Raw genomic sequence first — 25,598 nt, 5'->3', positions numbered from 1 at the left:
GCGGTCGCATCACTTGTTGGGGAAGGTCTGGTCGATCCAGTCGCCACCATCCACCCGGTATTCGGCAACGAACGCGTCGGGGCGGTTGCTGGTATTGCCCGGATTGTATTGGGGCGATACCCGCATATCCACTTCGTGCCCGGCCTCGGCCAGGCGCGCGAGTTCGTTTTCGAAGCGCTTGTAGTCGCCGTTGTTGAGGTTGGGCAGGCCATCGCCGATCGGCTTGCCGTTGCCCGGCACGACGTTGAGGCGATTGGTCGGTCCGCCGAGACGGTCGGCGATCACGTGGAAGCCGACGTCGGTGGGCCTGCCCTCGTTGCCGATGTCGCGCTGCAGCCCGGGATCGTTGCGACCGACCGGTTCGAGGTCGACCCGGCCCTCGGCGCGGATCACGCGCGCCTGGTCGTCGGTGGTCCAGCGATAGGTGCCGAACTCGTAGACGGTGTCGGGACGCGCCGCATTCGCCGCGACGTTGAAGTCGTCCATCGATTCGAAGGCCAGCACCGGGCGGCCGCCGACGGTGCGGCCGGTTTCGGCATCGGCGACGATCTTCGCCAGGTCCGCGTCGTCCGCGGTGCGTGCCGCGGTGCGGCCTGCATCCCCGAGATCGTCGGCCTGCGCGGCCACGCGCGCGGCATCGGCGGCGGTGTCGGCCGCATCGGCGACCTTCGCGCCCTTGGCCGCCTTGTCGATGCCCTTGGTGCCGACCAGCGCCAGTACCAGCTCGGTGGCGCCGCGGCCGATGGCCTCGCCATAGTGACCGGCCTGCCAGTCGGCCTGGATGGGATCGACCACCGCGTCCACCAGCAGCTCCGGATTGCGGGCCAGCGTGACCACCACCTCCGCGGCCGCTTCCATGCGCTCGCCGCCGCGCGCGGCCGAAGGCAGCCAGTCGGGCGCATCGAGGGTATCGCCGGTGGCGCGTGCGTAGAGGCCGGCCACGCCGTCGACGGCGTAACCCGCCGGACTCAGGTCGTACCCGGCCTTGAGCGCGTTGCCGCCGAGCGTGACCACACCTTCGCCGGTCTCCCAGAGCACCTCGCCGGCCCCCTTGAAGAACCCGCCGGCCTGCGCGGCGGCGTTGCCCAGTCCATCGAGAATGCCCATCGTCGGTTCTGCCGGGGGAGACGGCGCCAGTGTCGGCAGCGCGAGCCGTGCCCACAATCTGGGGGCGACCCTTGGTGCACGGGCCTCCGCACGGCCTGCGACGCGGCGCGCGGAGATGTCCTGCGCGCCGGCGCCGGGTACACTCCGCCGCATGCATACCCGTCTTCCGATGCTCCTCGCCGCCGCGCTGTTGCTCTCCGCCTGCGGCAACAAGGCCGATCTCCTGCAGCCCTCCCAGGTGCCGCCCGAGGACCGGGGCCGCTACATCTTCAAGGGCTCGATTCCGACCCGGGAACAGCTCGATGCCCAGGAGGACGCGGGCTGGGACGACGAGGACGCGGATACGACCGACGAGACCGTCGAGCCGGCGGCCGCGCCGCCGGTGCCGCTGATCCGCGACGTGCCCGCCGCCACCGGCACGCCCTGAGCAGGCGGGCGCCGCGCGTCCCGCGCCCGATCGCAGTCCGATGTCGCCGTCACGACCGTCAATGCGCTTCACCAAGATGCACGGAGCCGGCAACGATTTCGTCGTGCTGGACCTGCGCCACGGCGCGCCCGCCCCGGACGCCGCGCTGTGCCGCGCGCTGGCCGATCGCCACACCGGCGTCGGCTGCGACCAGATCCTCACGATCGAGCCGCCGTCGGCGGCCGGCGCGGTCGCGCGCTACGGCATCTGGAACGCGGACGGGTCGGCCTCGCAGCAATGCGGCAACGGCGCGCGCTGCGTGGCGGCCTGGCTGGTGCGCGACGGCGTCGCGGACGAGACCTTCGCGCTCGACAGCCCCGCCGGTCGTCATCCGGTGAGCCGTGATGGCGATGCGTTCCGCATCGCGATGGGGGTGCCCGAGTTCGCACCGGCGCGCATTCCGATGGCCGGCGTCGATGCGGCGCAGGCCCTGTACGCGCTGCCGGTCGACGGTGTCGGCACGCTGGCCCTGGGTGCGGTGTCGATGGGCAATCCGCATGCGGTGCTCGAAGTCGACGACATCGAGGTCGCCGAGGTCGAGCGCATCGGCCGTGCCGTGCAGGCCTCCGCCTGGTTTCCCGAGTCGGTCAACGTCGGCTTCGTGCAGGTGCTCGATGCCGGCCACGTGCGCCTGCGCGTGTTCGAGCGTGGCGTCGGGGAAACGCTGGCCTGCGGCAGCGGCGCATGCGCGGCGGTGGCGGTGCTGGTGCGACGGGGGCGCTGCGCGCGCTCGGTCGCGGTGGCCTTGCCGGGCGGCACGCTCGACATCGACTGGCCGGCCGACACCGCCACGCTGACGATGTCCGGGCCGGCGGCATTCGTTTTCGAAGGGGAGTGGTGGACATGAGGATGCACGCATGAGCGAGACGACCGAGACCCTCGGTGCCCACGAAGTCGCAGCGTGGTTGCGTCGCCAGCCGAAGTTCCTGCAGCAGTTCCCCGACCTGGCGCTGACACTCGTGGTCCCGCGCGAGGACGGGCCGGCGGCCTCGCTGGCCAGCTACCAGCTGGAAGTCCTGCGCGACAAGAACCGCGAGCTGTCCAAGCGCCTGCGCGATCTCTACGCGATTTCCCAGGAGAACGAGCGCCTCGCCGTGCGCACGCACCAGCTGACGCTGGCGCTGATGCGCCAGTCCGACCCGGCGTCCACGGTGCGTGCACTGGCCGCGACGCTGGCGGAGGATTTCAACGGCGATCTGGTGCGCATCGTGCTGTTCGCGCCGGTGCCCGGGCTGGAGGAGGACTGGGTGCAGATCGTCGCGCGCGACGACCGCGCGCTGCAGCCGTTCACCGACTGCCTCAAGGACGAGGAGCCCTTGTGCGGCCGCCTGCATCCGGACAAGCAGTCGCTGCTCTACGGGCCGCGCGTGGACGAGGTGCAGTCGAGCGCACTGCTGCCACTGGCCGGCATCGGTCTGGTCGCCGTCGGCAGTCGCGACGCCAATCGCTTCTATCCCGGCATGGGCACGCTGTTCCTGCGCATGATGGGTGAGGCCTTCGCAGCCGCGATGCGGCGTTTCGCCGCCTGAGCCCGACCATGCACGGCGACGTCGACGCCTTCCTCGCGCACCTGCAGGTCGAGCGGCGGATGTCGGCGCACACGCTCGATGCCTACCGCCGCGACCTGGCCGCGCTCGTGTCCTGGACCGAGGCGGCCGGCCGCCGTGAACTGCGCGCGCTGCAGGGCGACGACATCCGTGCCTTCGTCGCCGCCGGGCACCGCGGCGGCCTGTCGCCCAAGAGCCTGCAACGCCGGCTCTCGGCCTGCCGCAGCTTCTACCAGTGGCTGCTCAAGCACGGCCATATCGCCGCCAATCCGGCAGCGGGCGTGCGCGGTCCCAAGGCGCCGCGCAATCTGCCGCAGGTGCTCGATGTCGACGAGGCCACCCAGCTGGTCGAGGTGCCGGTCGAGGCGCCGCTCGGCCTGCGTGACCGCGCACTGCTCGAACTCTTCTATTCCTCCGGCCTGCGTCTGTCGGAGCTGGTGGCGCTGCGCTGGCGCGATCTGGATCTCGATGCCGGGCTGGTGACCGTGCTCGGCAAGGGCAGCAGGCAGCGCAGCGTGCCGGTGGGCAGCCACGCCTGCCGGGCGCTGGCGGACTGGCGCGCCGACAGCGGCGGCGCGGCGCAGGCCCCCGTGTTCCCGGGGCGCGGGGGTGGCCCGATCACCGCGCGCGCGGTGCAGCTGCGGATCCGGCTGCTGGCCCAGCGTCAGGGGCTGTTCAAGCGGGTGCATCCGCACCTGCTGCGGCATTCCTTCGCCAGCCACGTGCTCGAATCCTCGGGCGACCTGCGCGGCGTGCAGGAGCTGCTGGGCCATGCCGATATCGCGACCACGCAGATCTACACCCACCTCGATTTCCAGCATCTGGCCAAGGTCTACGACGCCGCGCATCCGCGGGCTAAGCGCAAAGCCTGAGCGGCGGCCTGCCGCCCCCGCTTGATCCGCCGCCGGCCGGCCCCATCCAGTGGATTCGATCCACGGAGGCCGCATGGACCCCAGCCAGAATCCCAACGTATTCCACGCCACGACGATCGTCTCGATCCGCAAGGGCGGGAAGGTGGTCGTCGCCGGCGATGGCCAGGTCACGCTCGGCCACACCATCATGAAAGGCAATGCGCGCAAGGTACGGCGCCTGGGCGAGGGCAAGGTGCTCGCGGGATTCGCCGGCGCGGCAGCCGATGCGTTCACCCTGTTCGAGCTGTTCGAAGGCAAGTTGCAGCAGCATGGCGGCCAGCTGGTGCGCGCGGCGGTGGAGCTGGTCAAGGACTGGCGTACCGATCGCCGCTACGGAAAGCTCGAGGCGCTGCTCGCGGTGTCCGACACCGACACCTCGCTGATCATCAGCGGCAACGGCGACATCATCGAGCCCGACGACGGCATCATCGCGATCGGATCGGGCGGCTCCTACGCGCTGTCGGCCGCGCGCGCGCTGCTCGCGCATACCGATCTCGATGCACGCACGGTCGCGACCGAGGCGCTGAACATCGCCGGTGACATCTGCATCTATACCAACCGCAATGTGGTGGTCGAAGAACTGTGATTCGTGATTGGTGATTCGTGATTCGAAACAGCCGGATCACCGCCGAGTCCTGCCCGCCGCTCAATTCCGCTTTTGCGAATCACGAATCACAAATGACCAATCACGACTCTTCCACCATGACCCCGCGCGAGATCGTGCAGGAACTCGACCGCCACATCGTCGGCCAGACCGCGGCCAAGCGCGCGGTCGCGATCGCGCTGCGCAACCGCTGGCGCCGCGCACAGCTCAGTGACGATCTGCGCAACGAGGTCATGCCCAAGAACATCCTGATGATCGGTCCGACCGGCGTCGGCAAGACCGAGATCGCGCGCCGCCTGGCGACGCTCGCCAACGCGCCGTTCGTCAAGGTCGAAGCCACGCGCTTCACCGAGGTCGGTTACGTCGGCAAGGACGTCGAGCAGATCATCCGCGACCTCGCCGACACCGCGGTCAAGCTGTATCGCGAGCAGGCCAAGGTCCGCGTGCGCACGCAGGCCGAGGAGCGCGCCGAGGACCGCATCCTCGACGCCCTGCTGCCGAGGCGCGAGCCCCCGCAGCCGGCATTCGGCTTCGGCGCGCAGACCGCGACCGTCGACATCGGCGCCGAGCCGTCGTCGAAGGAATCGGAGACGCGGCAGAAGCTGCGTCGTCAGCTGCGCGCCGGCGAGCTCGACGAGCGCGAGATCGAACTCGAACTCAGCGCCGGGCAGGGCATGGACATCATGACCCCGCCGGGCATGGAGGAAATGGGCCAGCAGCTGCGGCAGATGTTCGCCAACCTCGGCGGCGGCAAGACCCACAAGCGCAAGCTCACGATCCGCGCCGCACGCCCGCAGCTGATCGAGGACGAGGCCGGCAAGCTCGTCAACGAGGACGACGTGCGCGAGGCGGCGATCGAGGCCTGCGAGCAGCACGGCATCGTCTTCATCGACGAGATCGACAAGGTCGCCAAGCGCAGCGAGGGCGGCAGCAGCGGCGCCGACGTCAGCCGCGAAGGCGTGCAGCGCGATCTGCTGCCGCTGGTCGAAGGCAGCACGGTCAGCACCAAGTACGGCTCGGTGAAGACCGACCACATCCTGTTCATCGCGTCGGGTGCGTTCCATCTCGCCAAGCCCAGCGATCTGATTCCCGAAATGCAGGGCCGCTTTCCGATCCGGGTCGAGCTCACCGCACTCACCAAGGCCGATTTCGTCCGCATCCTCACCGAGCCCAAGGCGGCGCTGACCACGCAGTACGTGCAGCTGCTGCGCACCGAGGGCGTGGACCTGACGTTCGCACCGGATGCCGTGGAGCGGCTCGCCGAGATCGCCGCGCACGTCAACGAGCGCCAGGAGAACATCGGCGCGCGTCGCCTGCACACCGTGCTGGAACGCCTGCTCGACACGCTGAGTTTCGAGGCACCCGATACCGGTGGGACAGTCGTGATCGACCGTGCCTACGTCGACGCGCATCTGGGCGAGCTGGTCCAGGACCAGGACCTCAGCCGCTACATCCTCTGACCGGCGCGGGCAGCGCACACCGGCCGCACCGGCGCCTTCACAGGGCGAAGGGCCAATTTGGGTATATTGGCCCTTCGTTTTCCGGAGGCTTCGCCATGACGCTCGCCCTCAAGCTCGATGCCCTCGACGCGCTGCCGCGCACCCCGGCGTCCGATGTGAAAAAGCTGGGCTGGCGGGGCGTGATGAAGTCGGTCGCCCGCGAGGGCCAGGTGCTGGTCACCCATCACGACACGCCGGAAGCGGTGATCCTCTCGGCCGAGGCCTATGCCGCGATCCTGCAGGCGCTGGAGGCGGCCAGCGCCCCGCAGCGCTCGGCACTGGAGGCGCTGCAGACCGAGTTCGACAACACGCTCGCCGCTCTGCGCAGCGCAGACGCGGGTGGGCGCCTGCGCGCGGTCATGGACGGCCCTGTGGCACTGCGCGGCAAGGTCAAGGCCGGCGCCTCCCATTGAGCCGGCGCAGGTCGGCCCCGGCGGCGCGCGCCGCATCCGGCGCCGCTGCGCCGCCAGTCCGCCCGGTGTTGTACGTCCTGGCGGGCGTGAACGGGGCCGGCAAGAGTTCGGTCGGCGGCCATCTGCTCGCCCGCGCCGGCTTGAGCTGGTTCAACCCCGATGACTTCGCCCGCGCGCTCGCCGCGCGCACCGGCTGCACGATGCCCGAGGCCAACGGCGCCGCGTGGCAGGAAGGCATGCGCCGGCTCGAGGTCGCGCTGGCCGCCGGTCACGACCACGCCTTCGAGACCACGTTGGGCGGCAACACCGTGCCGGCGAAGATCGCGCTGGCTGCACGCACGCACGACGTGCTGATGTGGTTCTGCGGACTGGCCTCGGTGGAACAGCACATCGCGCGGGTTGCGGCCCGGGTCGCCGTCGGCGGCCACGCGATTCCCGAGACCGCCATCCGCACGCGCTGGGTGCGGGCCCGCGAGAACCTGGTGGTGCTGATGCCGCATCTCGCGCGTCTGCAGGTCTGGGACAACAGCCGCGACGTCGGCCGCGGCGCGTCGGTGCCGGATCCGCGCCTGCTGCTGGACATGGTCCGCGGCCGCCTGGTGAGGCCGGCCGCGGACGACGCGGACGCGCTGCAGGCCACGCCGGCATGGGCGCAGCCGCTGCTCGGCGCCGCGCTGCGCGGCTGACCCTTCACCGCGTGCAGCGCGGCGTGCCGCACCATGGAGGTCGGTTCCCCCTCCAGAACGTGCCGATGATCCGACCGACCCGTGCGCTGCTTTCCCTTTTCGCGACGGCATTGCTGGTCGCAGGCTGCAGCAACGACTCGGCGTCGAACGCGCCCACCGCGGCGCCCGTCTCCCCGGACACGGCCTCCGATGCGGTGACGCCGAGCGCGGCCACCGCGCCCGGCCCCGCGGCGGCGCCGCTGTACCGCGAGCTGCGCGATTTTCTCGTCGCCTGCGACAACGGCCGTCATTGCGAAGCGATCGGCGTGGCCGACGATGCGCGGTTCGGATTGACCCTCCGCCTTTCGCGCGGCGCCGGGCCGGACGGCGCGCAGCGTGTGCGGCTGGGCACGTACGACGGGCGCATGGACCCGGCCACACTGCAACTCGACGGCCAGGCCTCCGCGCCGCTGCGCGGCCTGCCGTGGCGCAGCGATACCGACACCGGCGCGCTGGTGCTCGACGACCCGGCCGCGATCGCCGAGTTGATCGCCCGGGTCCGCAACGGTGCGCGTCTGTCGAGCGGCGCCGGCAACGCCCGCGCCGAGGTCTCGCTGGCGGGCCTCGCCGCCGCGCTGCTGCTCATCGACGACCACCAGCAACGCCTCGACACGCCCGAGGCCTGGGCGCGGCCCGGCGAACGCAGCGCCGCCGCGGTGCCACGGGCACCGTCGTTGCCCCGTCTGCCGCCCGCGCCGGCACCGCCGCCGTCGCTGACCGGCGAGGAGGTGCGCACCTTCGCCGACCGCGTGCGCGAACGCCAGGCCGACGCCCTGCGCGCGCGCGACTGCGACGCGCCGCGCGACGCCTACGACATCCGTCGCCACGACGATGCGCATCCGCTCGATGCGGACCACGTGCTCGTGTTCGTGGCCTGCTACAGCGGCGCCTACCAGACCGCGAGCATGCCGTTCCGCGTGGCACGCGCCGACGGGGCGGCCGAGGCGCTGGTCCTGCCGTCACCGCCCGGCCTCGATGCCGTGGTTGCGGCGTCGGGGTTCACGCTGCTCACCAACGCCGGCTACGTCCCGGCCACCGGCACGCTGTCGCACCTGGCCAAGGGACGGGGCCTCGGGGATTGCGGCGAAGCCGCCACCTGGCGCTACGACGGCCAGGCCTTCCATCTGGCGAGCTACGCGGCGCTGCGCCGCTGCGGCGGCGCCGCGCCGGGCGACTGGCCGAGCCTCTGGCGCACTGCCGATTGACCCGAGCCGGCCGCACGCGTCGGCGCGTGCACGGCTCAGCGCAGCAGCAGCACCGGCACGCGTGTGGTCTGCAGCACCTGGGTGGTCGTGCTGCCGACCAGCAGATGACGGATACGCGAGTGGCCGTAGGCACCCATGACCAGCAGGTCGAGATGCTCGGCCGTCACGTGGGTGACCAGGGCCTCGTCGGGCGCGCCGGCGAGCGCGATCACCTGCGGGGTGAAGCCCGCGGCCTCCAGCGTGGCCACCGCAGCCGCGTGTGCAGCGGCGTGGCGGTCGTCGTGGCCGACCGTCACCAGATGGCAGCGCAGTCCCCGCAGCAGAGGGCTGGCCGCGACCAGGTCCACGCAGCGCTGCGCCGTGGCACTGCCGTCGAAGGCGACGGCGAATGCGGCGACCGTGGTCTGCGGCCGGGTCACGACCAGCACCGGGCGACGCACGGCACGGATCGCATGCTCCAGGTTGCGCCCCAGGTGGCCCGGTGCGCCGTCGTCGTCCGCCCCGCGTCGGCCGAGAACGAACAGGCGCACATCCGGTTCGACATCGGTCAGTGCGTCCACCAGCGCACCATGACGCAGGCGTGCCTCGGCCTCGATGCCGGCCGTCTCGCGCAGGTGCGCACGCACCTGGTCGAGCAGCGCCCGGCCGTGGCGCTGGGCCAGCTGGCCGCGCTGTGCGTCGTGCGCGGCGAGTTCGGCCAGCAGGGTTTCCTGGCTGCCCAGTGACAGGCTGCCGCTGAAATCGGCCGGCGGCGCGACCGTGGCGTCGCGCTCGATCGTGTGCATCACGTCGAGCCCCACACCGAGCCGCTGCGCGGCCCACGCCGCAAGGTCGGCCACGCCGCGGGCGTGTGCGGATCCGTCGATGGCGGCCAGCACGCGGCCGCCGGCGGGGATCAGGGGAGGTGACGTCATCGGCATGTCCTCAGTGGCCGCCCATCAGGCGTTCGGCATCGGGTTTGTCGTGCACGCCGAGGCGGTCGACCATCGTGGCGCTGGCCGCGTCGAGACCGACGATCTCGACCTGCGCACCTTCGCGGCGGAACTTCAGCACCACCTTGTCGAGCGCGCCGACGGCGCTGAGATCCCAGAAGTGCGCGGCCGAAACATCGATGGTCACGCGCTCCAATGCCTCGCGGACATCGAAGGCCGAGACGAACCGCTCGGCCGAGGCGAAGAACACCTGGCCGGTGACCATGTACGTGCGCGCAGTGCCCTCCGCATGCGCATGCGAGCCGACATGCAGCACGCGGCTGACCTTGCGCGCGAAGAACAGCGCCGACAGCAGCACGCCGGTCAGCACGCCCTTGGCGAGGTCGTGGGTGGCGACGGTGACGATCACGGTGCCGAGCATCACGATGCTCGACGTGCCCGGATGCGTGCGCAGCTGCTGGATCGAGCTCCAGCTGAAGGTGCCGATCGAGACCATGATCATGACCGCGACCAGCGCCGCCATCGGAATCGTCGCCACCCACGGGCCGGCGAACACCACCAGCATCAGCAGCACCACACCGGCGACCAGACACGACAGCCGCCCGCGGCCGCCGGACTTCACGTTGATCACCGACTGCCCGATCATCGCGCAGCCGGCCATGCCGCCGAGGAAGCCCGCCGCGATGTTGGCCACGCCCTGGCCGGCGCATTCGCGGTTCTTGTTGCTGGGCGTGTCGGTGAGATCGTCGACGATCTGCGCCGTCAGCAGCGATTCCAGCAGGCCGACGACGGTCAGCGTCGCCGAGACCGGCAGGATGATCCACAGCGTCTCGAGCGTCAGCGGCACGTCCGGGAACAGGAACACCGGCAGGCTGTCGGGCAGCGCGCCCTTGTCGCCGACGGTCGGCACCACGGCGCCGAAATACAGCGCGAGGCCCGTGAGCAGCACGATCGCGACCAGCGGCGCGGGAATCACCAGATTCCGGGTCCAGCGGAACAGCACGGCCGCAGCGCCGAGTCCGACGATCGCCACCGGATACAGCAGGCGAGCGTCCATGCTGCCGAAGGTCAGCGCCAAGCCGATCACCAGCAACACCAGTCCGACGCCCGGGAACGTCCGCCGCCCCAGCCACGGCAGGCCGTAGATGATCGCCAGCCCCAGCGCGACCATCGGATAGACCAGCGCGGGCACGCCGATCAGTTCGGGAATCTGCGCCATGAAGATCAGGATCGCCAGCGCATTGACGAAGCCGGTGATCACCGAGCGCGAGACGAAGCGCATCAGCGCGCCGAGCTTCAGTGCGCCGGCGACGATCTGCAGCACGCCGGTCAGCAATGTGGCCGCCAGCAGGTATTGCAGGCCGTGGTCGCGCACGAGCGTGACCATCACCAGCGCCATCGCGCCGGTGGCGGCCGAGATCATGCCCGGCCGGCCGCCGGTGAAGGCGATGACCACCGCGATGCAGAACGAGGCGTACAGGCCGACGCTCGGATCGACACCGGCGATGATCGAGAACGCGATCGCTTCGGGAATCAGCGCCAGCGCGACGACGAGTCCGGACAGCAGATCGCCGCGGACGTTGCCGAACCATTCCTGGCGCAGCGTGGGAGAACGAATCACAGCAATACCCTTGAGTCGCCCGGACACGGATCCGGGGGGATGAGATCGAACAGCAGCCAGCAGGAGACCGCCGCCTCAGCGGCAGGCGTCGGGTGCTAGGGCGGCGTGATCGTCATCGAGATGGGCACTTCGGGCGTGCAGGCCGCGGGGATCGCGGCGCGTGCAGGACGCGCAGTGTAGCCCGGCAGGGGGCGGCTGTCGCGCAGCGGCCGGCCTCAGTCCTCGCCGATGTCCTCGTTCCACACGTCCGGATGCGCGGCGATGAAGCCGCCGAGCAGGTCCATGCACGCTTGGCTCTGCAGGTCGATCACCTCGACGCCGGCCTCGCGCAGCCAGTCGATGCCGCCCTGGAAGGTCTGCGATTCGCCCACCACCACCGTGCCGATGCCGAACTGGCGCACCAGGCCGCTGCAGTACCAGCACGGCGCGAGCGTGGTGACCATGATCGTGTCGCGATACGAGCGCTGGCGCCCGGCCTTGCGGAACGCGTCGGTCTCGCCGTGGATCGACGGGTCGCTTTCCTGCACGCGGCGGTTGTGGCCGCAGCCGAGCAGTCGGCCGTCGCGGTGATACAGCGCCGCGCCGATCGGGATGCCGCCTTCGGCCAGGCCCTGACGGGCTTCGGCGATGGCGGTGTCGAGCAGGGCGCGATAGTCGGGCGTGGCGATCATGGGCGGGCGCAGCGGGGGACGGCCGACGAGTCTGACCGTCGCGGCCCGTGCGGTCGAGCCGCATGCACGCGGCGCCGGCGGGCGGATGAGGGATAATCGGCCCATGAACGACGATTCCAGCAAGTCCGGCACCACCCATTTCGGCTTCCGCGACGTGCCCACGGGCGAGAAGCAGAAGCTCGTCGGTCAGGTGTTCTCCTCGGTCGCGGGCAACTACGACCTGATGAACGACCTGATGAGCCTGGGCATCCACCGCGTGTGGAAGCGCTACTTCGTCGCCACCGCCCAGGTGCGTACCGGTGATCGCGTGCTCGATCTGGCCGGCGGCACCGGCGACATCGCCGCGCTGCTGCGCGATCGCGTGGGCGAATCCGGCGAACTGGTACTCGGCGACATCAACGCCGCGATGCTGCGCGTGGGCCGTGACCGCATGACCGACCGCGGCCACGTGCGCGGCTTCGAGTACGTGCAGTGCAATGCCGAGACGCTGCCGTTCCCCGATGCCAGTTTCGACCTGGTGACGATCGCCTTCGGCCTGCGCAACGTGACCGACAAGGCCGCCGCGCTGCGCGAGATGCTGCGCGTGCTCAAGGTCGGCGGTCAGGCGCGGGTGCTGGAGTTCTCGGAAGTGAAGGCCGACTGGTTCAAGCCGATCTACGATTTCCACTCGTTCAAGATCCTGCCACGGCTGGGCCAGCTGTTCGCGCGCGACAGCGACAGCTACCAGTACCTCGCCGAGTCGATCCGCAAGCATCCGCCGCAGGACGAACTCAAGGCGATGATGGAAACGGCGGGCTTCGCGCGCTGCAGGTACCGCAACCTCAGCGGCGGCATCGTCGCCATCCACGACGGCTTCAAGGCCTGAGTGCCCGCGGCGCGGGCGTCGGCCGCCGCGCGCGCCGTCGTTCCCTCGCCGCCGCTGCAGGAGCGCGCTGGCGCGCGCCCGCGGAAGCCGATCGACCTGAGTGCCTGTATGTACGGCGCTGGATGGGCGCGCGATCCGGCCCGGCCCTCAGAACAGCGACGGCGCGACGTCGATCGCGCCGCGCCGCGATGCCAGCCGGTCGGCGAGCCGGGTCGGCTCGGGCAGCCGGTAACCGCGCAGGCAGCGCAGGGTCCACGTCAGCGCGCCGTCCACCGACACCCGGTGCCCGGGCGAGACGATCAGCGGATTGCAGCGGGCACGGCTGCGCAGTGCCCAGCCGATGACCTCGCCGCGATCGGTGATCGGGCTGCGCTCGCCGGGCGCCGGCCCCGGTGCCTCGAACCGGCCGTGCAGGCGCTTCTTTGCCACGCCGATGCTCGGCAGCCCGGTGACCACGCCGAAATGCGCCGCGATGCCCAGCCGCCGCGGATGCGCGATGCCCTGACCGTCGACGAACACCAGATCCGGCGGCTGCGACAGCGCGGCCAGCGCCGCCAGCAGCGCCGGCAGCTCGCGGAAGCTCAGCAGGCCCGGTACGTAGGGCATCGACGTCGGCACCCGCGCGACATGGCATTCGATCGGCGCCAGGCTGTCCGCGTCCAGCAATACCGCGGCCGCGCGCGTGGTCCGGCCCTCGTCCTCGAAGCCCACGTCGAAGCCGGCGAGCATGCGCACCTCGGGCGGCAGCCGGTCCTCCAGCACCACCCCGGCCGCCAGGTGCGTCTGCCGCGCCCGCGCGTCAGCCACGCTGCCATCCCAGCCGTCGAAATCGAAGTCCGTCGTCATCGGCCGATCCTGCCGCGTGCGCGGTGCCGGCGCCGTGCAGATGCGCCGCCGCGGTAGACTGCGCGGATGTCCTTCCCCCGGGAGCATGGCCCGTGATGCGCGTTTCCCCGTTCCGTTTTCCGCAGCTGGCCCCCCTGCTGCTGTTGTCACTCTCGATCTTCGTCGCCGGCTGCCAGCGCGACGCCGAGACCGCACCGGCCGCCGCTGCGGGCGGTGGCGCGCCGGCCGAGGTCGGCGACCGCGACGAGCACTCCTATGCCGAACCGGCCAAGGTCGTCACCGACGATCTCGCGCTCGACCTCGCGCTCGACTTCGATGCCCGCACCATCGCCGGCACCGCCACCTACACGCTGCAGTGGAAGGACCAGACCGCCACGCAGCTGGTGCTCGACACGCGCGACCTGACGATCTCGAAGGTCGAGGGCGAAGCCGGCGGCAGCTGGCAGCCGCTGCAGTACACGCTGGCCGATGCCGACGCCACGCTGGGCAGCAAGCTCACCATCGAGACCCCCGAGCGCAATGCCAGGGTGCGCGTGACCTACGTCACCTCGCCGGAGGCGTCGGGCCTGCAGTGGCTCACGCCGGAGATGACCGAAGGCAAGCAGCTGCCTTTCATGTTCAGCCAGTCGCAGCAGATCCACGCGCGTTCGTGGGTGCCGCTGCAGGACACGCCGGCGATCCGCTACACCTACACCGCGCGCGTCACCTCGCGCCCGGACGTCATGGTGCTGATGAGCGCCGACAACGATCCGGCCGCGCAGCGCACCGGCGAATACACGTTCTCGATGCCGCAGAAGATCCCGTCCTACCTGATGGCGATCGCCGCCGGCGACCTGGTGTTCAAGCCGATCTCCGGCCGTGCCGGCGTGTGGGCCGAGCCGGCGATGGTCGATCGCGCCGTGGCCGAGTTCGCCGACACCGAGAAGATGATCGAGGTGACCGAGCAGCTCTACGGCCCGTACCGCTGGGAGCGCTACGACCTGCTGATCCTGCCGCCGTCGTTCCCCTACGGCGGCATGGAGAATCCGCGCCTGTCGTTCATCACGCCCACCGTCATCGTCGGCGACAAGTCGCTGGTGTCGCTGGTGGCCCATGAACTCGCGCACAGCTGGTCCGGCAATCTGGTCACCTTCGCCAGCGCCAAGCACGGCTGGCTCAATGAAGGCTTCACCAGCTACGTCGAGAACCGCATCGTCGAATCGGTGTACGGCAAGGACGTCAGCGACATGGAGTACGTGATCGCGCGCAACGCGCTGCGCGACAGCATCGCCGGCATGCCCGAGGCCACGCAGGCGCTGGCGGTGAAGCCGGGCACCGAGCTCGATGCCGACGACGCCTTGAGCGCGGTCGCCTACGACAAGGGCGCCTGGTTCCTGCAGTTCCTCGAGCAGCGTTTCGGCCGCGAGAACTTCGATGCGTTCCTGCGCGGCTATTTCGACCACTTCGCGTTCCAGAGCATCACCACCGAGCAGTTCCTGGACTACGCCAAGGCCAACCTGTTCGACACGTATCCCGACACCGTGACCGACGCCGAGATCCAGGAGTGGGTGTACGCACCGGGCATCCCGTCGTATGCGCCGCAGGTGATGTCGCGCAACTTCGGCATCGTCGACTCCGCGCGCCTGGCCTGGCTCGGCAGCCCCAACCTGCCGCCGCGCCAGATCACCGATGCGTGGTCCACGCAGGAGTGGCTGCATTTCCTCGACAGCCTGCCGCAGACGCTGACCGTCGAGCAGCTGGCCCAGCTCGACGCCGCCTACGGATTCACCGGCACCGACAACGGCGAGATCGCGATGCGCTGGTATCCGCTGGCCGTGCGCAGCGGCTACACCCAGGCCAACGAGGCGCTGGCGGAGTTCACCGCTCGTGTCGGCCGCCGCAAGCTGATCATGCCGATCTACACCGCGCTGGTGCAGACCGAGCCCGGTCTGGCGATGGCGAAGGAGATCTTCGCGCGCGCACGTCCGGGCTATCACCCGATCACGACTGCCTCCGTTGAAGCGGTGATCGCCGGGGCGACACCGGCACCGGCGCCCGCGCCGACGGAAGTGCCGCCGGCCGACGACGCGGCGGCTGCGCCCGCGAACTGATCGCACGTCGATGCAGCACGCGAACGGCCGCCCCCGGGCGGCCGTTTCGCAGTCCGGGCATCGGGGCCTTGCCGGGACGCCGGGCCGGTTCCACCCGGCCTAGCGGTCGTGGTCGCGGCCTCGCTCGCCGTGGCCTGCCGCGCGTCAGGCGGACGCCGCTTCCATCGAAGACACGCGTTCAGCCCGTTCCGGACGCGACGCGCCGGCGCGCCGGGTCGAGCGATGCGCGCTTCGCCGGCCTCGGTTGTGCAGGGGAGGGCAATGACCGAGCGCACTGCTGCCCGCGTCGGATGCTCGGGCGTCGGGTCTTGTGCGTGCGTGCTCGCCGGTCTGCGGCGTTCCACACCGCCGCATGCGCGGCCACGGCGGCATCGTCCCGGGCGCTGCGATGACGGCGCTCGGCGGTATCCGCATCGCGCGATGACGCCGGCGCGGCGCGCACCATCCGCAGGCGCCGAGGCGCATTCCTTCGATCGTGCGGCGTCACGCGCTACGCTGGCGATCTCCACCGTCGTGCGCCCGGCGCGATTCCGCCCGCGGCCGCCGACTGATCCGTTTCCAACGAGGACGCCTGCATGACATCCCGCACCCTGCTCGCCACCGCGCTGCTCAGCGCGCTGTTGCCCCTGACCGGCTGCCAGGACCGCGAGGCCCAGGCCGCCGCCCAGGCGCAGGCCCAGGCCGCCGCGGCCGAGCAGGCGGCCGAAGCCGCGGAACGCGATTTCGAGGCGGCCGTCGCCGCGGAGAACTGGCCGCTGGCCAAGGCCCAGGCGGACGTGCTGCTGGCCCGTCACCCCGGCACCGATGCGGCGGACCGGGTGCGTGCGCAGTTCGATGCGGTCAAGGCCAAGGGCGACGCCGAACGCGAGACCGCACGCACCGCCGCGCTGTGGAGCTACGACACGCGCCCGGCGGGCGGCGGCCAGCAGGTGTCGGCGATGCTCTACGCCCGCGACGCGGTCGACGTCGACGGCAGCGGCGCCAAGCGCGTGCGCCTGATCTTCCGCGATCACCCCGAGTGGGGCCGCAGCAGCTACCTCGTGCTCGACGCTGGCGATTTCGACTGCTATCCGAGCTGCCGCGTCCGGGTGCGGGTCGACGACGGCGAGCCGCGGCGCATGGCCGCCAACCGCCCGCAGACCGACGAGGCCATCGCGATGTTCATCGACGACGAGCGCGCACTGTGGCGGCTGCTCGACGGCGCGACGACGGTCGCGATCGAATTCCCGGTCAAGGCCGGCGGCACCCGCACCGCGGTGTTCGAGGTCGCGGGACTCGACCGCGCACGCATGCCGGGCTGGAACTGAGGCCCCTGTCGACGCGCGCTCGCGCGCATCGGCATAGGGGGCGTGCGGCGCGCGACGACGCATTCGCGTGCAAGCCCGTTTGGGCGCAAGCGCGCAAGCGCGCAAGCGCGACCGGCGTGGCGCGTCCGGCGGGCCGTCTGCAGGGAGCACATCCGCCCCAGGACGCGCGGATGCGGCTCGTGCGTGCTTTCAGCGACAGTTGGCCTGCGCCACCGCCAGCCGCTGCGCCGCGGCGTTGCGCTCGCGCGCGATCGCGCGCTGCTGCATGTCGCGCTGCGCACGCAGCCCGGAGCGGTCGGTCACGTCGGCCGCATCGGCGCCCGTCGCAGCGCGGCGGGTATCGGTCGCGGCCAGGCGCCGCTGCGCGGCCGCGATGCGTTGGTCCGATGTCGGCTGCACCATGCGCTCCGCTCTCTGCAGGCAGCGCTGCCGCGGGGTGAGCGCCGGCAGCGGCGCGGCCGGGCGGGTGACATCGGGCGAAAGCTCACGCGGCGGCTCGACCGCCCGCAGGCTCGAGCGCGGCGGAGGGTCGGCCGGATTGCGCAGCGTCTGTGCGGAAACCGTGGTCGCCGTGGACAGTGCGAGCATTCCGATCATCAGCAGGGCACGGCGCATGAGACCTCCATCGAGCCACATGCGGGCGCATGTCGGGAACGGAAGAAATGACTGCGCCGGTGACCAGGTTCAAGGCGGACGTGCGTGCGCGCTGGCCACCGGTTCATCCTTCGGCACTCAGACGCCGCGCAACGCGGCCGCGGATGCGCCGCGTTCCGATGCCTCATCAGCGGGGCACAGTCCCGCGATCGGTGCCGGCGGCTGCGCCGGCACTTCGGACGGAATCGCCACGGGCTCCGCGTCCGGCAGCATGCGCGCGCTGCGCCAGCCGCCCCAGCGGTAATAGCCGATCGCCAGCGCCATCGCACAGATCGCACTGGCCGGAAAGCTCCACCAGATCGCGTCCGCGCCGAGTACCGGTTGCAGCCACGTCGCGAACGGCACGCGCACGCCCCACAGCGTGACCGCCAGGATCAGCAGCGGTGGCAGCACCGCGCCGGTCGAGCGCACCACGCCGAACAGCACGAAGGTCACGCCGAAGAACAGGAACGACCAGATGGCGATGCGGTTCAAGTGGCGCGCGGTTTCCAGGATCTCGCCGCCGCCCGGCAGGAACAGCGCCAGCACATGACGATCGAACAGGATCAGCGCCGCGATCAGCACGCCCGTCATCAACAGGTTGAACACCACCCCCGTGCCGGCCACGCGCGACACCCGGCCCCAGTGCCCGGCGCCGACGTTCTGCGCCGCCATCGTCGAGCACGCCGCGCCGATCGCCATCGCCGGCATCTGCACATAGGTCCACAGCTGCAGCGCGGCGCCGTAGCCCGCGGCGGTGACGATGCCGTGGCGGTTGACCATCGCGATCATCGCGATCATCGCCGCCGACAGCATCACCATCTGCAGCCCCATCGGCAGGCCCTTGGTCAGCAGTGCGCGCACGATGGTCCAGTCGGGCCGGTACAACGCGCGCTCGCCGCGATGGATCCACAAGCGGTGGTTGCGGTGCCGCAGCCACGCCAGCATCGCCACCACACCCAGTGCATTGGCGACGAGGTTCGCCGCCGCGGCGCCGGCCATGCCCATCGCCGGCAACGGCCCCACGCCGAGCAGCAGCAACGGCACCAGCACGATGTCCAGCGCCACCACCAGCAGCAGGAACAGGAACGGCGTGCGCGAATCGCCCGCGCCGCGCAGGATTGCCGACAGGAACGCCAGCGCGTACAGGAACGGCACCGCCAGGAAGATGATCTGCAGATACGCCTCGGCGTGCGGCAGCGCCTCGGCCGGCGTGTCCATCCACGCCAGGATCCGTCCCGACAGCGGCAGGCCGGCCAGCGCCACCAGCACCGATGCGCCGAGGAACACGGTCGCACTGGTGCCGATCACCCGCCGCGCGCCGGGCAGGTCCGTGCGGCCGATCGCCTGCGCCACCAGGATCGTCGCCGCCATGCCCACGCCGAACACCGCGCCCAGCAGCAGGAACAGGATGTTGTTGGCATTGGCGATCGCCGCCAGCGCATCGGGCCCCAGCAGATGGCCGATCCACACCGCATTGATCGAGCCGTTGAGTGACTGCAGCACGTTGCCGCCGAGGATCGGCAGCGCGAACGCCAGCAACGTGGCAGCGATCGGCCCGCGGGTGAGGTCGCGGGGCGCGGTAGGGGGCTCGGGGCGGCGTCGTGGCATCCGCGCATTCAAGCCGGATGCCGATCGCGGTGCGGTGAGGAACGCGAGGCAGGTGCCGCATCTGCGTCGGCACGTGTGGCGTCAGCGGCCGGCGCGGATTGCCGAAAGTCGCCCGGTGAACCACGCCGCGCTGTCCACGGGCGCGGACTGCCCGCACTGCACGTGATATGCGCGGCCCGACACGCTGCTGCGCGAGGCGGCCAGGTCGATGAAGGACTCGGTGGTCGTGAGCTGGCGCTTCTTCAGCAGATAGTCGTACTTGCGCTGCAGATGCGCCTTCGCTTCGGGCGCCTCGTGCCAGCTGCCGTTGCGCTGGAACCGGCAGCCCGAGGTCTCGAGCGCCGCGAACAGCTGCGTGATCTCCTGTGTCGTGGACGCGGACGGCTGGGCCGTCGCCAGACCGGAGGCGAGCAGCAGAACGGCGAACATACAGCGTGTCATCGGATCAGTGGACCTGTGTGGAAGGAACGCGCGCGCCGCGGTGTGGTCGAGACAACACCGCGGACGCGCATGACGGCAGCGGCGTCGGGATCGCAGCGACCACGTTCGCGCCCGCGGTCAGCGGCGCAGGCCGGGATGACACCAGAACCGGTGACGGCGCGCAATTCGACGCCGCTTCGTGCCCGGCCGCGAGCAATGCCCCGCGTCTCCCCGCTCCACGGGCACAGGCGCGGATACGGCATCCCCATTTGCGGCCCAGCCCGACGCATGACGCCGGAACGCGCGCTCAGCGTGCGGGCGGCGGTCCGTCATCCGCGCGGTCCGGCGACACCGAATGCGTGAGCGCACAGCCGTTCTCGTCACGTACAGCGGAAGGCGCCAGCTCGACCGTTCCGAGCGCATGCACCCGGGCCGCGGCGACGTCCGCATTCCAGCCCGCACGCTGCGACACGCGCGTCGGCTCGTAGCCCGCGCTGCAGATCCACAGCGACTGGACGACCTGGGCTTCGCCCATCACCGGCGTCATCCTGCGCCGCGTCTTCGGCGCAAGCTCGAGCCGCCCATCGGCGTCGCTCCGTGCCAACACACGCGGCCGCCCCGCCTCGACACGGTCGTAGATGAAGGCCCCGGCGATCGCCGCCTTCGACTCCGCATCCACCACCGACGCGCGGATGCCGTCGTGCACGACGACCTGCCGGGGCAGGCAGCCGGTGAGCAGAGACACGGCGATCAGGGCGGCGATCAGGCGCATGAGGGCGATGGTCGGTGGGTAATGGCAACGCAAGCGTGGACACCATATCGAGTGCGCCTGCACGCATCGTTCAAGCGCGCTGCCGCCTGAGCCGCGCGCAATCTCAGAATACGCGGGAGTTGCACTCTGATCCTACTCTTCTCGGTTAGGCCCATGCCCGGCGCATGATCAGCCAACCAATAGCGGAACCTGCTAGTCCGCGCCAGATCACGCCGCTTGTGAAGCGTTCGCCAAGGAGGTGAGCAATGGCAGCTCCGATGCCACTACCGATGAGAGTGAACCAAGCAACTCGGCGTTTTCGAGACTGGCGCGCTGCTTCCAGGGCGCGTTTCCTGCGCAGATCATCCTGCGTCCGTAAGTCTGGCTCGAGGATCGCCTGGGCGACTGCTTCAGCTTGCTGCTTGTCCATGCTCGCGGTTATCTCCTGCTGCGGCCTAACGCCTGAATTAAGCCGCGCCGCGAAGCGGCGTCGGCTTGAATGAATTGTTAGAGCTTGCTGCGATTCACGTACACCCACCCACAGACAGCACAGAGGACAGATCCAGCCAAAGCTGCGATAGCACGCTTGATCATATTGAACCAGTAAACAACTGGATAATCCTGTTCATCTACTGGCGGACGACCCCCGCAACCACGACACCACAGCTTGATCTCTCCGTGCTGCCAGCCTTGGAGCAAGTCCAAGGAAGAATAAACGGCCAACCAAGCACTCACCAGAAAGACGAATGAGACCATTAGCCAGAATCGCCTTGAGCCAACGAAACTAGAGCTGTCCCACTTGAACAACCAGCCGAGAAAACGCTTGATCATGCAAGCTCTAACGCTTGAGTTAAGCCGTGCCGCGATGCGGCATCGGCTTGGACGAATTGTTAGGCGACGTGCGAGACAAGCCCGTGCCTGAGTAGAAGCGCCTCCAATCGGCTGCTGAGACCATCCGGATCAGTCCAGAACAGTCGATCCAGCTTATCGAGACGACTAGCTTTTGAATCCGAGGTTCGCGCTGATGTTAAACGCCGTCGAGACGTAAGGACAGGAACCTCACCAAAGCCAAAAAGCACCTGCTTTGCGCGCAACAGAAGATCTAGCGACGCTAAAGCACCAATCTCCTCAAGACCCTCAACTGCATCCTGATAATGGTCAGAAGCAGTGTTGTAGAAATACTGACCAAAGCCCCCATTATGGACTTCTCCACTCAAAGCAGTGACAGCGAAGTAGCGCTTCTCTGCAATACTTAGCCCGGAGTAGCCATTATCAGCGCGTAAACGATCTAGAAGTGAGCGCCAGTGAATGCGCACAGGGTCAGTCTTATCAAGTTCTCGCTGCGCTTTGTAGTACTGCCTACTCTTCTCAAGGTTGGCGCGGATGCCAGTTGTGCAAGGCATGCACAGCCCACCATTCTTCTCTGCCGTTATCGGCAAGATGCAGACTCCACACTGTAAGCAGGGAACCTTTTCCATTAGTCGCCTAACGCCTGAATTAAGCCGCGCCGCGAAGCGGCGTCGGCTTGAATGAATTGTTAGGCCGCTACTCAACGTAGTGACCAAGGACGGAATGCCGGACCCGAACAGTTGCAAAGGAACCTAGCCCTAAGGGCGATCTAGTGCAAAGTCTCACAAAGCCCGCCGTTTCGGTTTGGACCGTCAAGTTTGTACAGTGCCGCGAGGACCATGAAGAGATCACCTTACCGTGCTCTACAGAAGTGGTGCCAAGTGCCATAGTGAAGAAGATACCGATGGCAAAACAAGATAGAAAAAATACGCAAGCCGATAATGCAATCGCCTGAGCAAGTACATTCCAAGGCCTTATTCTGGTCGCTTTTCGGACTTCCATGCGTGCATTCCAGTAGCGCAAAAGATGCCGGTGAAAGGGACCTAGGGTAACCAGCGATGCGACAAGACAGACCATTAAGTAAAGCGGGTGCGGCGAGAACCGAAATCCAAGCGGTACGAGGATGATGGAGACTGCGATAGTGGTGATTACAGTAACGATCTTGAGCATAGGTTCGGTGCGGCCTAACACCTGAGTTAAGCCGCGCCGCGAAGCGGCGTCGGCTTGGACGAATTGTTAGGCCGCGACCCGCTGATGCCGAACCGCCGACCCTTTGGCCTAGTGAGCGCAAGCTCGTAGGAAGAGGTGATCAGCTCGCGGAGCTCTGCATCAGGGACGGCAGCCACATTGACGACCGTGACCCAGTGGAACCTAGCCATATAGCGTGCCGGCTTGAACCCGGGAACATCGGTGAGCTCAAGGAAGCGTTCAACCGATGTGCGGAAGCTGAAGCGCCACTGCTCGGGCTCGCTGGTTTTGAAGTAAGCGAACTTCTTCCCACCAACGTAGTACACGAGGATGTTGCTCGGCGGCCCGTAAAGCTTTGAAGAGGCACCTGGGTAGGCGGAGCAAAGCTCTTTGACCGTTTCGACATCCATGGGCTTTCCCTAGCGGCCTAACACCCAAGTTCAGCGGAACCGCGCAGCGGTTTCCGCTGAAACGCGAAGTTAGACCAAACGTTGGACCTACGCATGGGGCGTTCGGTCCGCGTGGTTGTAAGTAGGGTCAATGCGCAACGACCGTTCTAATGCAGAGATGGCTGGGCCCAGATCAAAGGGATGACTGGACTGTTGAGCGTGCAGGAACGCAACTGCTGCAGTCCTCTGCGGTACGGAGAGTAGCGTCCATCTTGCAGCAAAGCTCGGTCGCGCGGGATCGTCGTTCGGGGGAGTCAGCGCCTGGACTACTGCGTCTGAGACTCCCAAATGAGGATGTCGCAGCGCGGCGCGCATGAACGCAGGAAGAAAGTACGCGAACCCGTGCGCAGAAAGCGTTGCTAGTGCGCAAGAGTGATAGTCCAACTCGTCGTCGGGGACATCTTGCCAACGTCGGCCACGAAGAATGTCAAGTGCTCCTTCGTCGTCATACGAAAACAATTCTTCATCCGATGGACGGCGTGCGTCGGAAAAGGCTGTTTCAATTTCGGCAATCAGCGACATAGGGCTAACGCCTGAATTAAGCCGCGCTGCAAAGCGGCGTCGGCTTGAATGAATTGTTAGGCGGCGCACCAGAATGCAATGCCGCCGATACTGAACAGTACCAGCCAAGACAGATGTCTGCCACGAGTGATGAAAAGGGGAAGAAGGCCGGAAATGATGAAGGTGGCCCCGATGATCCTCAGCACTCCAGATGTGCTGAGGTCGCCGCGAGCCGCGTGGATAAGCAGCGAAGCGAAGCCGAACCACGCAACGGGGTGATATGCCATGCAAAGCGCAGCGTGCGGGTGGTGAACTCTGTGCCGCCAAAGAGCTTGGGCAAATTGTTCCGGCGAAAGAGCCGCACAAGAATGTATCTCTCGCCAAGAATGGAGTGAGCGACGCCGAGAGTTGCTGCTAAAAATGCTGCCAGATAGAGAAGTGCTTCCATAGCCGCCTAACGCCAGAATTAAGCCGACCCGCGAAGCGGGTTCGGCTTGAATGAATTGTTAGGGCTCACTCGCTATTGCGGTTGGCAAAGAAAAACTTGAGTGAGCACATTGTCGCAGCCGAGCCGAGGAATAGCGTAATTGCGACTAGCAATGGCTTGGCTCCCTGTGAGATGCCAAAAATAAGCAGCAATGATGCAAAAACTCCAACTAGGATTGATACAAGAGCTATAGCAAGTGACGCCTTGTTTAAGATGTCAAAGGTGCTGGATGCGTTTGCCACAAAGTGCTCCATGAACTTGCCAAGAAAGTGCGGGACTAGACCAAATACAAGAGCGCCAGCCGAAAACGCAATGGCTATCCCGAGCAACGCCGCAGGGGCTGCTTGATTGAAAGGTTTTGCCTTCCCCGATACAAGAATCAAGAGCAACAACCCAGCGTAGAGGATCGATCCGACGCAGCCTGAAAGAAGAATTCGGCGTTGCAATGCCATTCGTTGTGAGCCCTAACAACTATTGGACCGCTAAAACGCGGCGTTGCACCGAGTATCCGGCAAGCTGGGCGAAGTGAAAAGGGTGGGCAGCCGGCGAAATCAATGGCTTGCGTCGCAACGAGCTGGCCGCCCGTCCGGCGTTATCCGACGAAAATACGGGTGTAACAGTTACACCCGCTGATTTGAAGGTGTAACAGGACTCCGTTCCCTTTTGACACGTGCGTTCGTACGCAGTGAGAGGTGGCTGGCGCGTCTCGGTGTCGATCCCGGCCGCGGTTCCTGCTCGCGCTGGACAGGTCAAACGAAACAGGGCGCTCCGAAGGACGCCCTGTTCTCGACACTCCGCAATCCAGCGCGGATCAGACGGTCTTGCTCTCCAGCGAATACCCGAACTGCTGCTTGAACTGCAGCGAAAACTCCGCGTAATCGAAGCGCTGGTTCTGCGTGCCCGGGTGCTCGACCTTCAGCGCGCCCATCAGGTTGCCGATACGGCCGATGGTCAGCCAGTCGTAGCCCTTCTCGATGCCGAAGATCAGGCCGGCGCGGAACGCGTCGCCGCAGCCGGTGGGGTCGGTGACGCGGCGCTCGTGCGCGGGCGGAACGTCGTGGGTGGTGCCGTCGGCATGGATGACCACGCCCTCGGGGCCGCGCGTGCAGATATAGGCCTTGACCTTGCCGGCGATGACGCGCTCGTCCCAGCCCGTGCGCTCCTGCAGCAGGTTGGATTCGTAGTCGTTGACGACGACGTAGTCGGCCAGCTCGATGAAATTGCGCAGCTCCTCGCCGTTGAACAGCGGCATGGCCTGGCCGGGGTCGAAGATGAAGGGAATCTTGCCTTCGTGGAATTCGCGGGCGTTCTGCAGCATGCCGTCGCGGCCGTCGGGGCCGACGAGGCCGATGGTCACGCCCGGCACGTCCTTCACATGGTTCTCGTGGCTGCGCATCATCGCGCCCGGATGGAAGGCGGTGATCTGGTTGTTGTCCAGATCGGTGGTGATGAAGGCCTGCGGGGTGAAGAGTTCCGGAATCTCGCGCACGTGGTCGAGGGTGATCCCGTGCTCCTGGAACCACTCGCGGTAGGGGCCGAAATCCTGGCCCACGGTGCCCATCGGAATCGGGTCGCCGCCCAGCAGCTTCAGGTTGTAGGCGATGTTGCCGGCGCAGCCGCCGAACTCGCGGCGCATGCGCGGCACGAGGAACGAGACGTTCAGGATGTGCACCTTGTCCGGGAGGATGTGGTTCTTGAACTGGTCGGGGAACACCATGATGGTGTCGTAGGCCAGGGAACCGCAGATCAGTGCAGACATCGCGCGAGGCTCGTGCTTGAAGATGGCCGGGTAGTTTACGGCACCCCGGCCGGCGGCCCGGACCGGGCGCCCGCTGGGGCGGGCCGGCGCCGCATCGGGGCGCGTTGGGCCGCCGCAATCCGGGGCGCCCCCGAGCCGCGG

At 68.2% G+C, this 25,598-nt stretch carries 27 protein-coding genes; 12 read left to right on the top strand and 15 right to left on the bottom strand.

The annotated features are described in order from the left end of the window. Positions 1-9: 9 nt before the first annotated feature. On the bottom strand, positions 10-1,107 hold the full coding sequence (locus tag PQS31_RS11435) for a DNA/RNA non-specific endonuclease (RefSeq protein ID WP_272762858.1): 1,098 nt from the start codon (positions 1,105-1,107) through the stop codon (positions 10-12). A 151-nt stretch (positions 1,108-1,258) separates the two neighbouring features. On the opposite strand from PQS31_RS11435, the gene PQS31_RS11430 reads away from it, so the two are divergent. From PQS31_RS11430 to PQS31_RS11390, 9 genes are all read left to right on the top strand, one after another. Next, the gene (locus PQS31_RS11430; RefSeq protein ID WP_272762857.1) at positions 1,259-1,534 is read left to right on the top strand and encodes a hypothetical protein; all 276 of its coding nucleotides are present in this window, start codon (positions 1,259-1,261) and stop codon (positions 1,532-1,534) included. 40 nt (positions 1,535-1,574) lie between these two features. Then, positions 1,575-2,420 (top strand): diaminopimelate epimerase, encoded by an 846-nt coding sequence (gene dapF, locus PQS31_RS11425; RefSeq protein WP_272762856.1) that lies wholly within the window; start codon positions 1,575-1,577, stop codon positions 2,418-2,420. Between the two features lie 10 nt (positions 2,421-2,430). Next, entirely contained in the window at positions 2,431-3,102 is a 672-nt protein-coding gene (locus PQS31_RS11420) for a DUF484 family protein (protein WP_272762855.1), read from the top strand. A gap of 8 nt (positions 3,103-3,110) precedes the next feature. Then, entirely contained in the window at positions 3,111-3,992 is an 882-nt protein-coding gene (gene xerC / locus PQS31_RS11415) for a tyrosine recombinase XerC (RefSeq protein WP_272762854.1), read from the top strand. A gap of 73 nt (positions 3,993-4,065) precedes the next feature. Then, the gene (hslV, locus tag PQS31_RS11410; protein WP_272762853.1) at positions 4,066-4,617 is read left to right on the top strand and encodes an ATP-dependent protease subunit HslV; all 552 of its coding nucleotides are present in this window, start codon (positions 4,066-4,068) and stop codon (positions 4,615-4,617) included. A 92-nt stretch (positions 4,618-4,709) separates the two neighbouring features. After that, entirely contained in the window at positions 4,710-6,095 is a 1,386-nt protein-coding gene (gene hslU, locus PQS31_RS11405; RefSeq protein ID WP_272762852.1) for an ATP-dependent protease ATPase subunit HslU, read from the top strand. Positions 6,096-6,190: 95 nt separating this feature from the next. Beyond that, positions 6,191-6,547, top strand: a complete 357-nt coding sequence (locus PQS31_RS11400; protein ID WP_272762851.1) for a type II toxin-antitoxin system prevent-host-death family antitoxin — start codon at positions 6,191-6,193, stop codon at positions 6,545-6,547. Positions 6,548-6,612: 65 nt separating this feature from the next. Then, the gene (locus PQS31_RS11395) at positions 6,613-7,233 is read left to right on the top strand and encodes an AAA family ATPase (protein ID WP_272762850.1); all 621 of its coding nucleotides are present in this window, start codon (positions 6,613-6,615) and stop codon (positions 7,231-7,233) included. A 65-nt stretch (positions 7,234-7,298) separates the two neighbouring features. Further along, positions 7,299-8,477 (top strand): DUF1176 domain-containing protein, encoded by a 1,179-nt coding sequence (locus PQS31_RS11390; protein WP_272762849.1) that lies wholly within the window; start codon positions 7,299-7,301, stop codon positions 8,475-8,477. Positions 8,478-8,512: 35 nt separating this feature from the next. On the opposite strand, the gene PQS31_RS11385 is transcribed toward PQS31_RS11390, so the two are convergent. The 3 genes from PQS31_RS11385 to PQS31_RS11375 all read right to left on the bottom strand — a co-directional run bounded on the left by PQS31_RS11385 (position 8,513) and on the right by PQS31_RS11375 (position 11,701). Then, positions 8,513-9,391 carry a universal stress protein gene (locus PQS31_RS11385; protein WP_272762848.1) on the bottom strand — a complete coding sequence of 293 codons (879 nt, stop codon included), beginning with the start codon at positions 9,389-9,391 and terminating at the stop codon, positions 8,513-8,515. A gap of 10 nt (positions 9,392-9,401) precedes the next feature. Then, positions 9,402-11,027 (bottom strand): SulP family inorganic anion transporter, encoded by a 1,626-nt coding sequence (locus PQS31_RS11380; RefSeq protein ID WP_272763044.1) that lies wholly within the window; start codon positions 11,025-11,027, stop codon positions 9,402-9,404. Between the two features lie 218 nt (positions 11,028-11,245). Continuing rightward, complete coding sequence (locus PQS31_RS11375) at positions 11,246-11,701, bottom strand: nucleoside deaminase (protein WP_272762847.1); 456 nt, start codon at positions 11,699-11,701, stop codon at positions 11,246-11,248. 103 nt (positions 11,702-11,804) lie between these two features. Here PQS31_RS11375 and ubiE point away from each other — a divergent pair, with 103 nt between their 5' ends. Beyond that, the gene (ubiE, locus tag PQS31_RS11370; protein WP_272762846.1) at positions 11,805-12,566 is read left to right on the top strand and encodes a bifunctional demethylmenaquinone methyltransferase/2-methoxy-6-polyprenyl-1,4-benzoquinol methylase UbiE; all 762 of its coding nucleotides are present in this window, start codon (positions 11,805-11,807) and stop codon (positions 12,564-12,566) included. A 147-nt stretch (positions 12,567-12,713) separates the two neighbouring features. Here the strand turns inward: ubiE and nfi are convergent, their stop codons facing one another. Continuing rightward, positions 12,714-13,412 carry a deoxyribonuclease V gene (gene nfi / locus PQS31_RS11365; RefSeq protein ID WP_272762845.1) on the bottom strand — a complete coding sequence of 233 codons (699 nt, stop codon included), beginning with the start codon at positions 13,410-13,412 and terminating at the stop codon, positions 12,714-12,716. Between the two features lie 95 nt (positions 13,413-13,507). On the opposite strand from nfi, the gene PQS31_RS11360 reads away from it, so the two are divergent. Both PQS31_RS11360 and PQS31_RS11355 read left to right on the top strand, forming a co-directional pair. After that, positions 13,508-15,502, top strand: coding sequence for a M1 family metallopeptidase (locus tag PQS31_RS11360; RefSeq protein WP_272762844.1), 1,995 nt, complete (start codon positions 13,508-13,510; stop codon positions 15,500-15,502). Positions 15,503-16,077: 575 nt separating this feature from the next. Further along, positions 16,078-16,809: a hypothetical protein gene (locus PQS31_RS11355; protein ID WP_272762843.1), complete on the top strand. Its 732-nt coding sequence runs from the start codon at positions 16,078-16,080 to the stop codon at positions 16,807-16,809. Positions 16,810-16,998: 189 nt separating this feature from the next. Here PQS31_RS11355 and PQS31_RS11350 read toward each other — a convergent pair whose 3' ends face one another. The 10 genes from PQS31_RS11350 to PQS31_RS11305 all read right to left on the bottom strand — a co-directional run bounded on the left by PQS31_RS11350 (position 16,999) and on the right by PQS31_RS11305 (position 25,457). Beyond that, positions 16,999-17,424 (bottom strand): hypothetical protein, encoded by a 426-nt coding sequence (locus tag PQS31_RS11350; protein ID WP_272762842.1) that lies wholly within the window; start codon positions 17,422-17,424, stop codon positions 16,999-17,001. A 117-nt stretch (positions 17,425-17,541) separates the two neighbouring features. Next, positions 17,542-19,053: an MATE family efflux transporter gene (locus PQS31_RS11345; RefSeq protein WP_272762841.1), complete on the bottom strand. Its 1,512-nt coding sequence runs from the start codon at positions 19,051-19,053 to the stop codon at positions 17,542-17,544. A gap of 81 nt (positions 19,054-19,134) precedes the next feature. Beyond that, positions 19,135-19,482, bottom strand: coding sequence for a DUF5329 domain-containing protein (locus PQS31_RS11340; RefSeq protein ID WP_272762840.1), 348 nt, complete (start codon positions 19,480-19,482; stop codon positions 19,135-19,137). A gap of 298 nt (positions 19,483-19,780) precedes the next feature. Then, a complete protein-coding gene (locus tag PQS31_RS11335; RefSeq protein WP_272762839.1) occupies positions 19,781-20,245 on the bottom strand; it encodes a hypothetical protein in 465 nt (154 codons plus the stop codon). Between the two features lie 145 nt (positions 20,246-20,390). After that, on the bottom strand, positions 20,391-20,654 hold the full coding sequence (locus PQS31_RS11330) for a hypothetical protein (protein ID WP_272762837.1): 264 nt from the start codon (positions 20,652-20,654) through the stop codon (positions 20,391-20,393). 460 nt (positions 20,655-21,114) lie between these two features. After that, positions 21,115-21,702: a DUF4375 domain-containing protein gene (locus PQS31_RS11325; protein WP_272762836.1), complete on the bottom strand. Its 588-nt coding sequence runs from the start codon at positions 21,700-21,702 to the stop codon at positions 21,115-21,117. A 567-nt stretch (positions 21,703-22,269) separates the two neighbouring features. Beyond that, entirely contained in the window at positions 22,270-22,671 is a 402-nt protein-coding gene (locus tag PQS31_RS11320) for an MmcQ/YjbR family DNA-binding protein (RefSeq protein ID WP_272762835.1), read from the bottom strand. A gap of 739 nt (positions 22,672-23,410) precedes the next feature. After that, complete coding sequence (locus tag PQS31_RS11315; protein WP_272762834.1) at positions 23,411-23,659, bottom strand: hypothetical protein; 249 nt, start codon at positions 23,657-23,659, stop codon at positions 23,411-23,413. A 65-nt stretch (positions 23,660-23,724) separates the two neighbouring features. Continuing rightward, positions 23,725-24,150 (bottom strand): hypothetical protein, encoded by a 426-nt coding sequence (locus PQS31_RS11310; RefSeq protein ID WP_272762833.1) that lies wholly within the window; start codon positions 24,148-24,150, stop codon positions 23,725-23,727. Between the two features lie 359 nt (positions 24,151-24,509). Further along, positions 24,510-25,457, bottom strand: coding sequence for a carbohydrate kinase family protein (locus PQS31_RS11305; RefSeq protein WP_272762832.1), 948 nt, complete (start codon positions 25,455-25,457; stop codon positions 24,510-24,512). Positions 25,458-25,598 lie beyond the last annotated feature (141 nt).

Source organism: Luteimonas sp. BLCC-B24, from assembly GCF_028550595.1.
GTDB lineage: Bacteria > Pseudomonadota > Gammaproteobacteria > Xanthomonadales > Xanthomonadaceae > Luteimonas.
Note: the sequence above shows the minus strand (reverse complement) of the source record. Positions and strands in the feature narration are given on the sequence as shown.

What these genes read in the sequence shown, in the direction of transcription:
- PQS31_RS11435 (WP_272762858.1), bottom strand. Translation starts at nt 1,107, where the DNA reads ATGGGCATTCTCGATGGACTGGGCAACGCCGCCGCGCAGGCCGGCGGG.
- PQS31_RS11430 (WP_272762857.1), top strand. Translation starts at nt 1,259, where the DNA reads ATGCATACCCGTCTTCCGATGCTCCTCGCCGCCGCGCTGTTGCTCTCC.
- dapF (WP_272762856.1), top strand. Translation starts at nt 1,575, where the DNA reads ATGTCGCCGTCACGACCGTCAATGCGCTTCACCAAGATGCACGGAGCC.
- PQS31_RS11420 (WP_272762855.1), top strand. Translation starts at nt 2,431, where the DNA reads ATGAGCGAGACGACCGAGACCCTCGGTGCCCACGAAGTCGCAGCGTGG.
- xerC (WP_272762854.1), top strand. Translation starts at nt 3,111, where the DNA reads ATGCACGGCGACGTCGACGCCTTCCTCGCGCACCTGCAGGTCGAGCGG.
- hslV (WP_272762853.1), top strand. Translation starts at nt 4,066, where the DNA reads ATGGACCCCAGCCAGAATCCCAACGTATTCCACGCCACGACGATCGTC.
- hslU (WP_272762852.1), top strand. Translation starts at nt 4,710, where the DNA reads ATGACCAATCACGACTCTTCCACCATGACCCCGCGCGAGATCGTGCAG.
- PQS31_RS11400 (WP_272762851.1), top strand. Translation starts at nt 6,191, where the DNA reads ATGACGCTCGCCCTCAAGCTCGATGCCCTCGACGCGCTGCCGCGCACC.
- PQS31_RS11390 (WP_272762849.1), top strand. Translation starts at nt 7,299, where the DNA reads ATGATCCGACCGACCCGTGCGCTGCTTTCCCTTTTCGCGACGGCATTG.
- PQS31_RS11385 (WP_272762848.1), bottom strand. Translation starts at nt 9,391, where the DNA reads ATGACGTCACCTCCCCTGATCCCCGCCGGCGGCCGCGTGCTGGCCGCC.
- PQS31_RS11375 (WP_272762847.1), bottom strand. Translation starts at nt 11,701, where the DNA reads ATGATCGCCACGCCCGACTATCGCGCCCTGCTCGACACCGCCATCGCC.
- ubiE (WP_272762846.1), top strand. Translation starts at nt 11,805, where the DNA reads ATGAACGACGATTCCAGCAAGTCCGGCACCACCCATTTCGGCTTCCGC.
- nfi (WP_272762845.1), bottom strand. Translation starts at nt 13,412, where the DNA reads ATGACGACGGACTTCGATTTCGACGGCTGGGATGGCAGCGTGGCTGAC.
- PQS31_RS11360 (WP_272762844.1), top strand. Translation starts at nt 13,508, where the DNA reads ATGCGCGTTTCCCCGTTCCGTTTTCCGCAGCTGGCCCCCCTGCTGCTG.
- PQS31_RS11355 (WP_272762843.1), top strand. Translation starts at nt 16,078, where the DNA reads ATGACATCCCGCACCCTGCTCGCCACCGCGCTGCTCAGCGCGCTGTTG.
- PQS31_RS11350 (WP_272762842.1), bottom strand. Translation starts at nt 17,424, where the DNA reads ATGCGCCGTGCCCTGCTGATGATCGGAATGCTCGCACTGTCCACGGCG.
- PQS31_RS11345 (WP_272762841.1), bottom strand. Translation starts at nt 19,053, where the DNA reads ATGCCACGACGCCGCCCCGAGCCCCCTACCGCGCCCCGCGACCTCACC.
- PQS31_RS11340 (WP_272762840.1), bottom strand. Translation starts at nt 19,482, where the DNA reads ATGTTCGCCGTTCTGCTGCTCGCCTCCGGTCTGGCGACGGCCCAGCCG.
- PQS31_RS11335 (WP_272762839.1), bottom strand. Translation starts at nt 20,245, where the DNA reads ATGCGCCTGATCGCCGCCCTGATCGCCGTGTCTCTGCTCACCGGCTGC.
- PQS31_RS11330 (WP_272762837.1), bottom strand. Translation starts at nt 20,654, where the DNA reads ATGGACAAGCAGCAAGCTGAAGCAGTCGCCCAGGCGATCCTCGAGCCA.
- PQS31_RS11325 (WP_272762836.1), bottom strand. Translation starts at nt 21,702, where the DNA reads ATGGAAAAGGTTCCCTGCTTACAGTGTGGAGTCTGCATCTTGCCGATA.
- PQS31_RS11320 (WP_272762835.1), bottom strand. Translation starts at nt 22,671, where the DNA reads ATGGATGTCGAAACGGTCAAAGAGCTTTGCTCCGCCTACCCAGGTGCC.
- PQS31_RS11315 (WP_272762834.1), bottom strand. Translation starts at nt 23,659, where the DNA reads ATGGAAGCACTTCTCTATCTGGCAGCATTTTTAGCAGCAACTCTCGGC.
- PQS31_RS11310 (WP_272762833.1), bottom strand. Translation starts at nt 24,150, where the DNA reads ATGGCATTGCAACGCCGAATTCTTCTTTCAGGCTGCGTCGGATCGATC.
- PQS31_RS11305 (WP_272762832.1), bottom strand. Translation starts at nt 25,457, where the DNA reads ATGTCTGCACTGATCTGCGGTTCCCTGGCCTACGACACCATCATGGTG.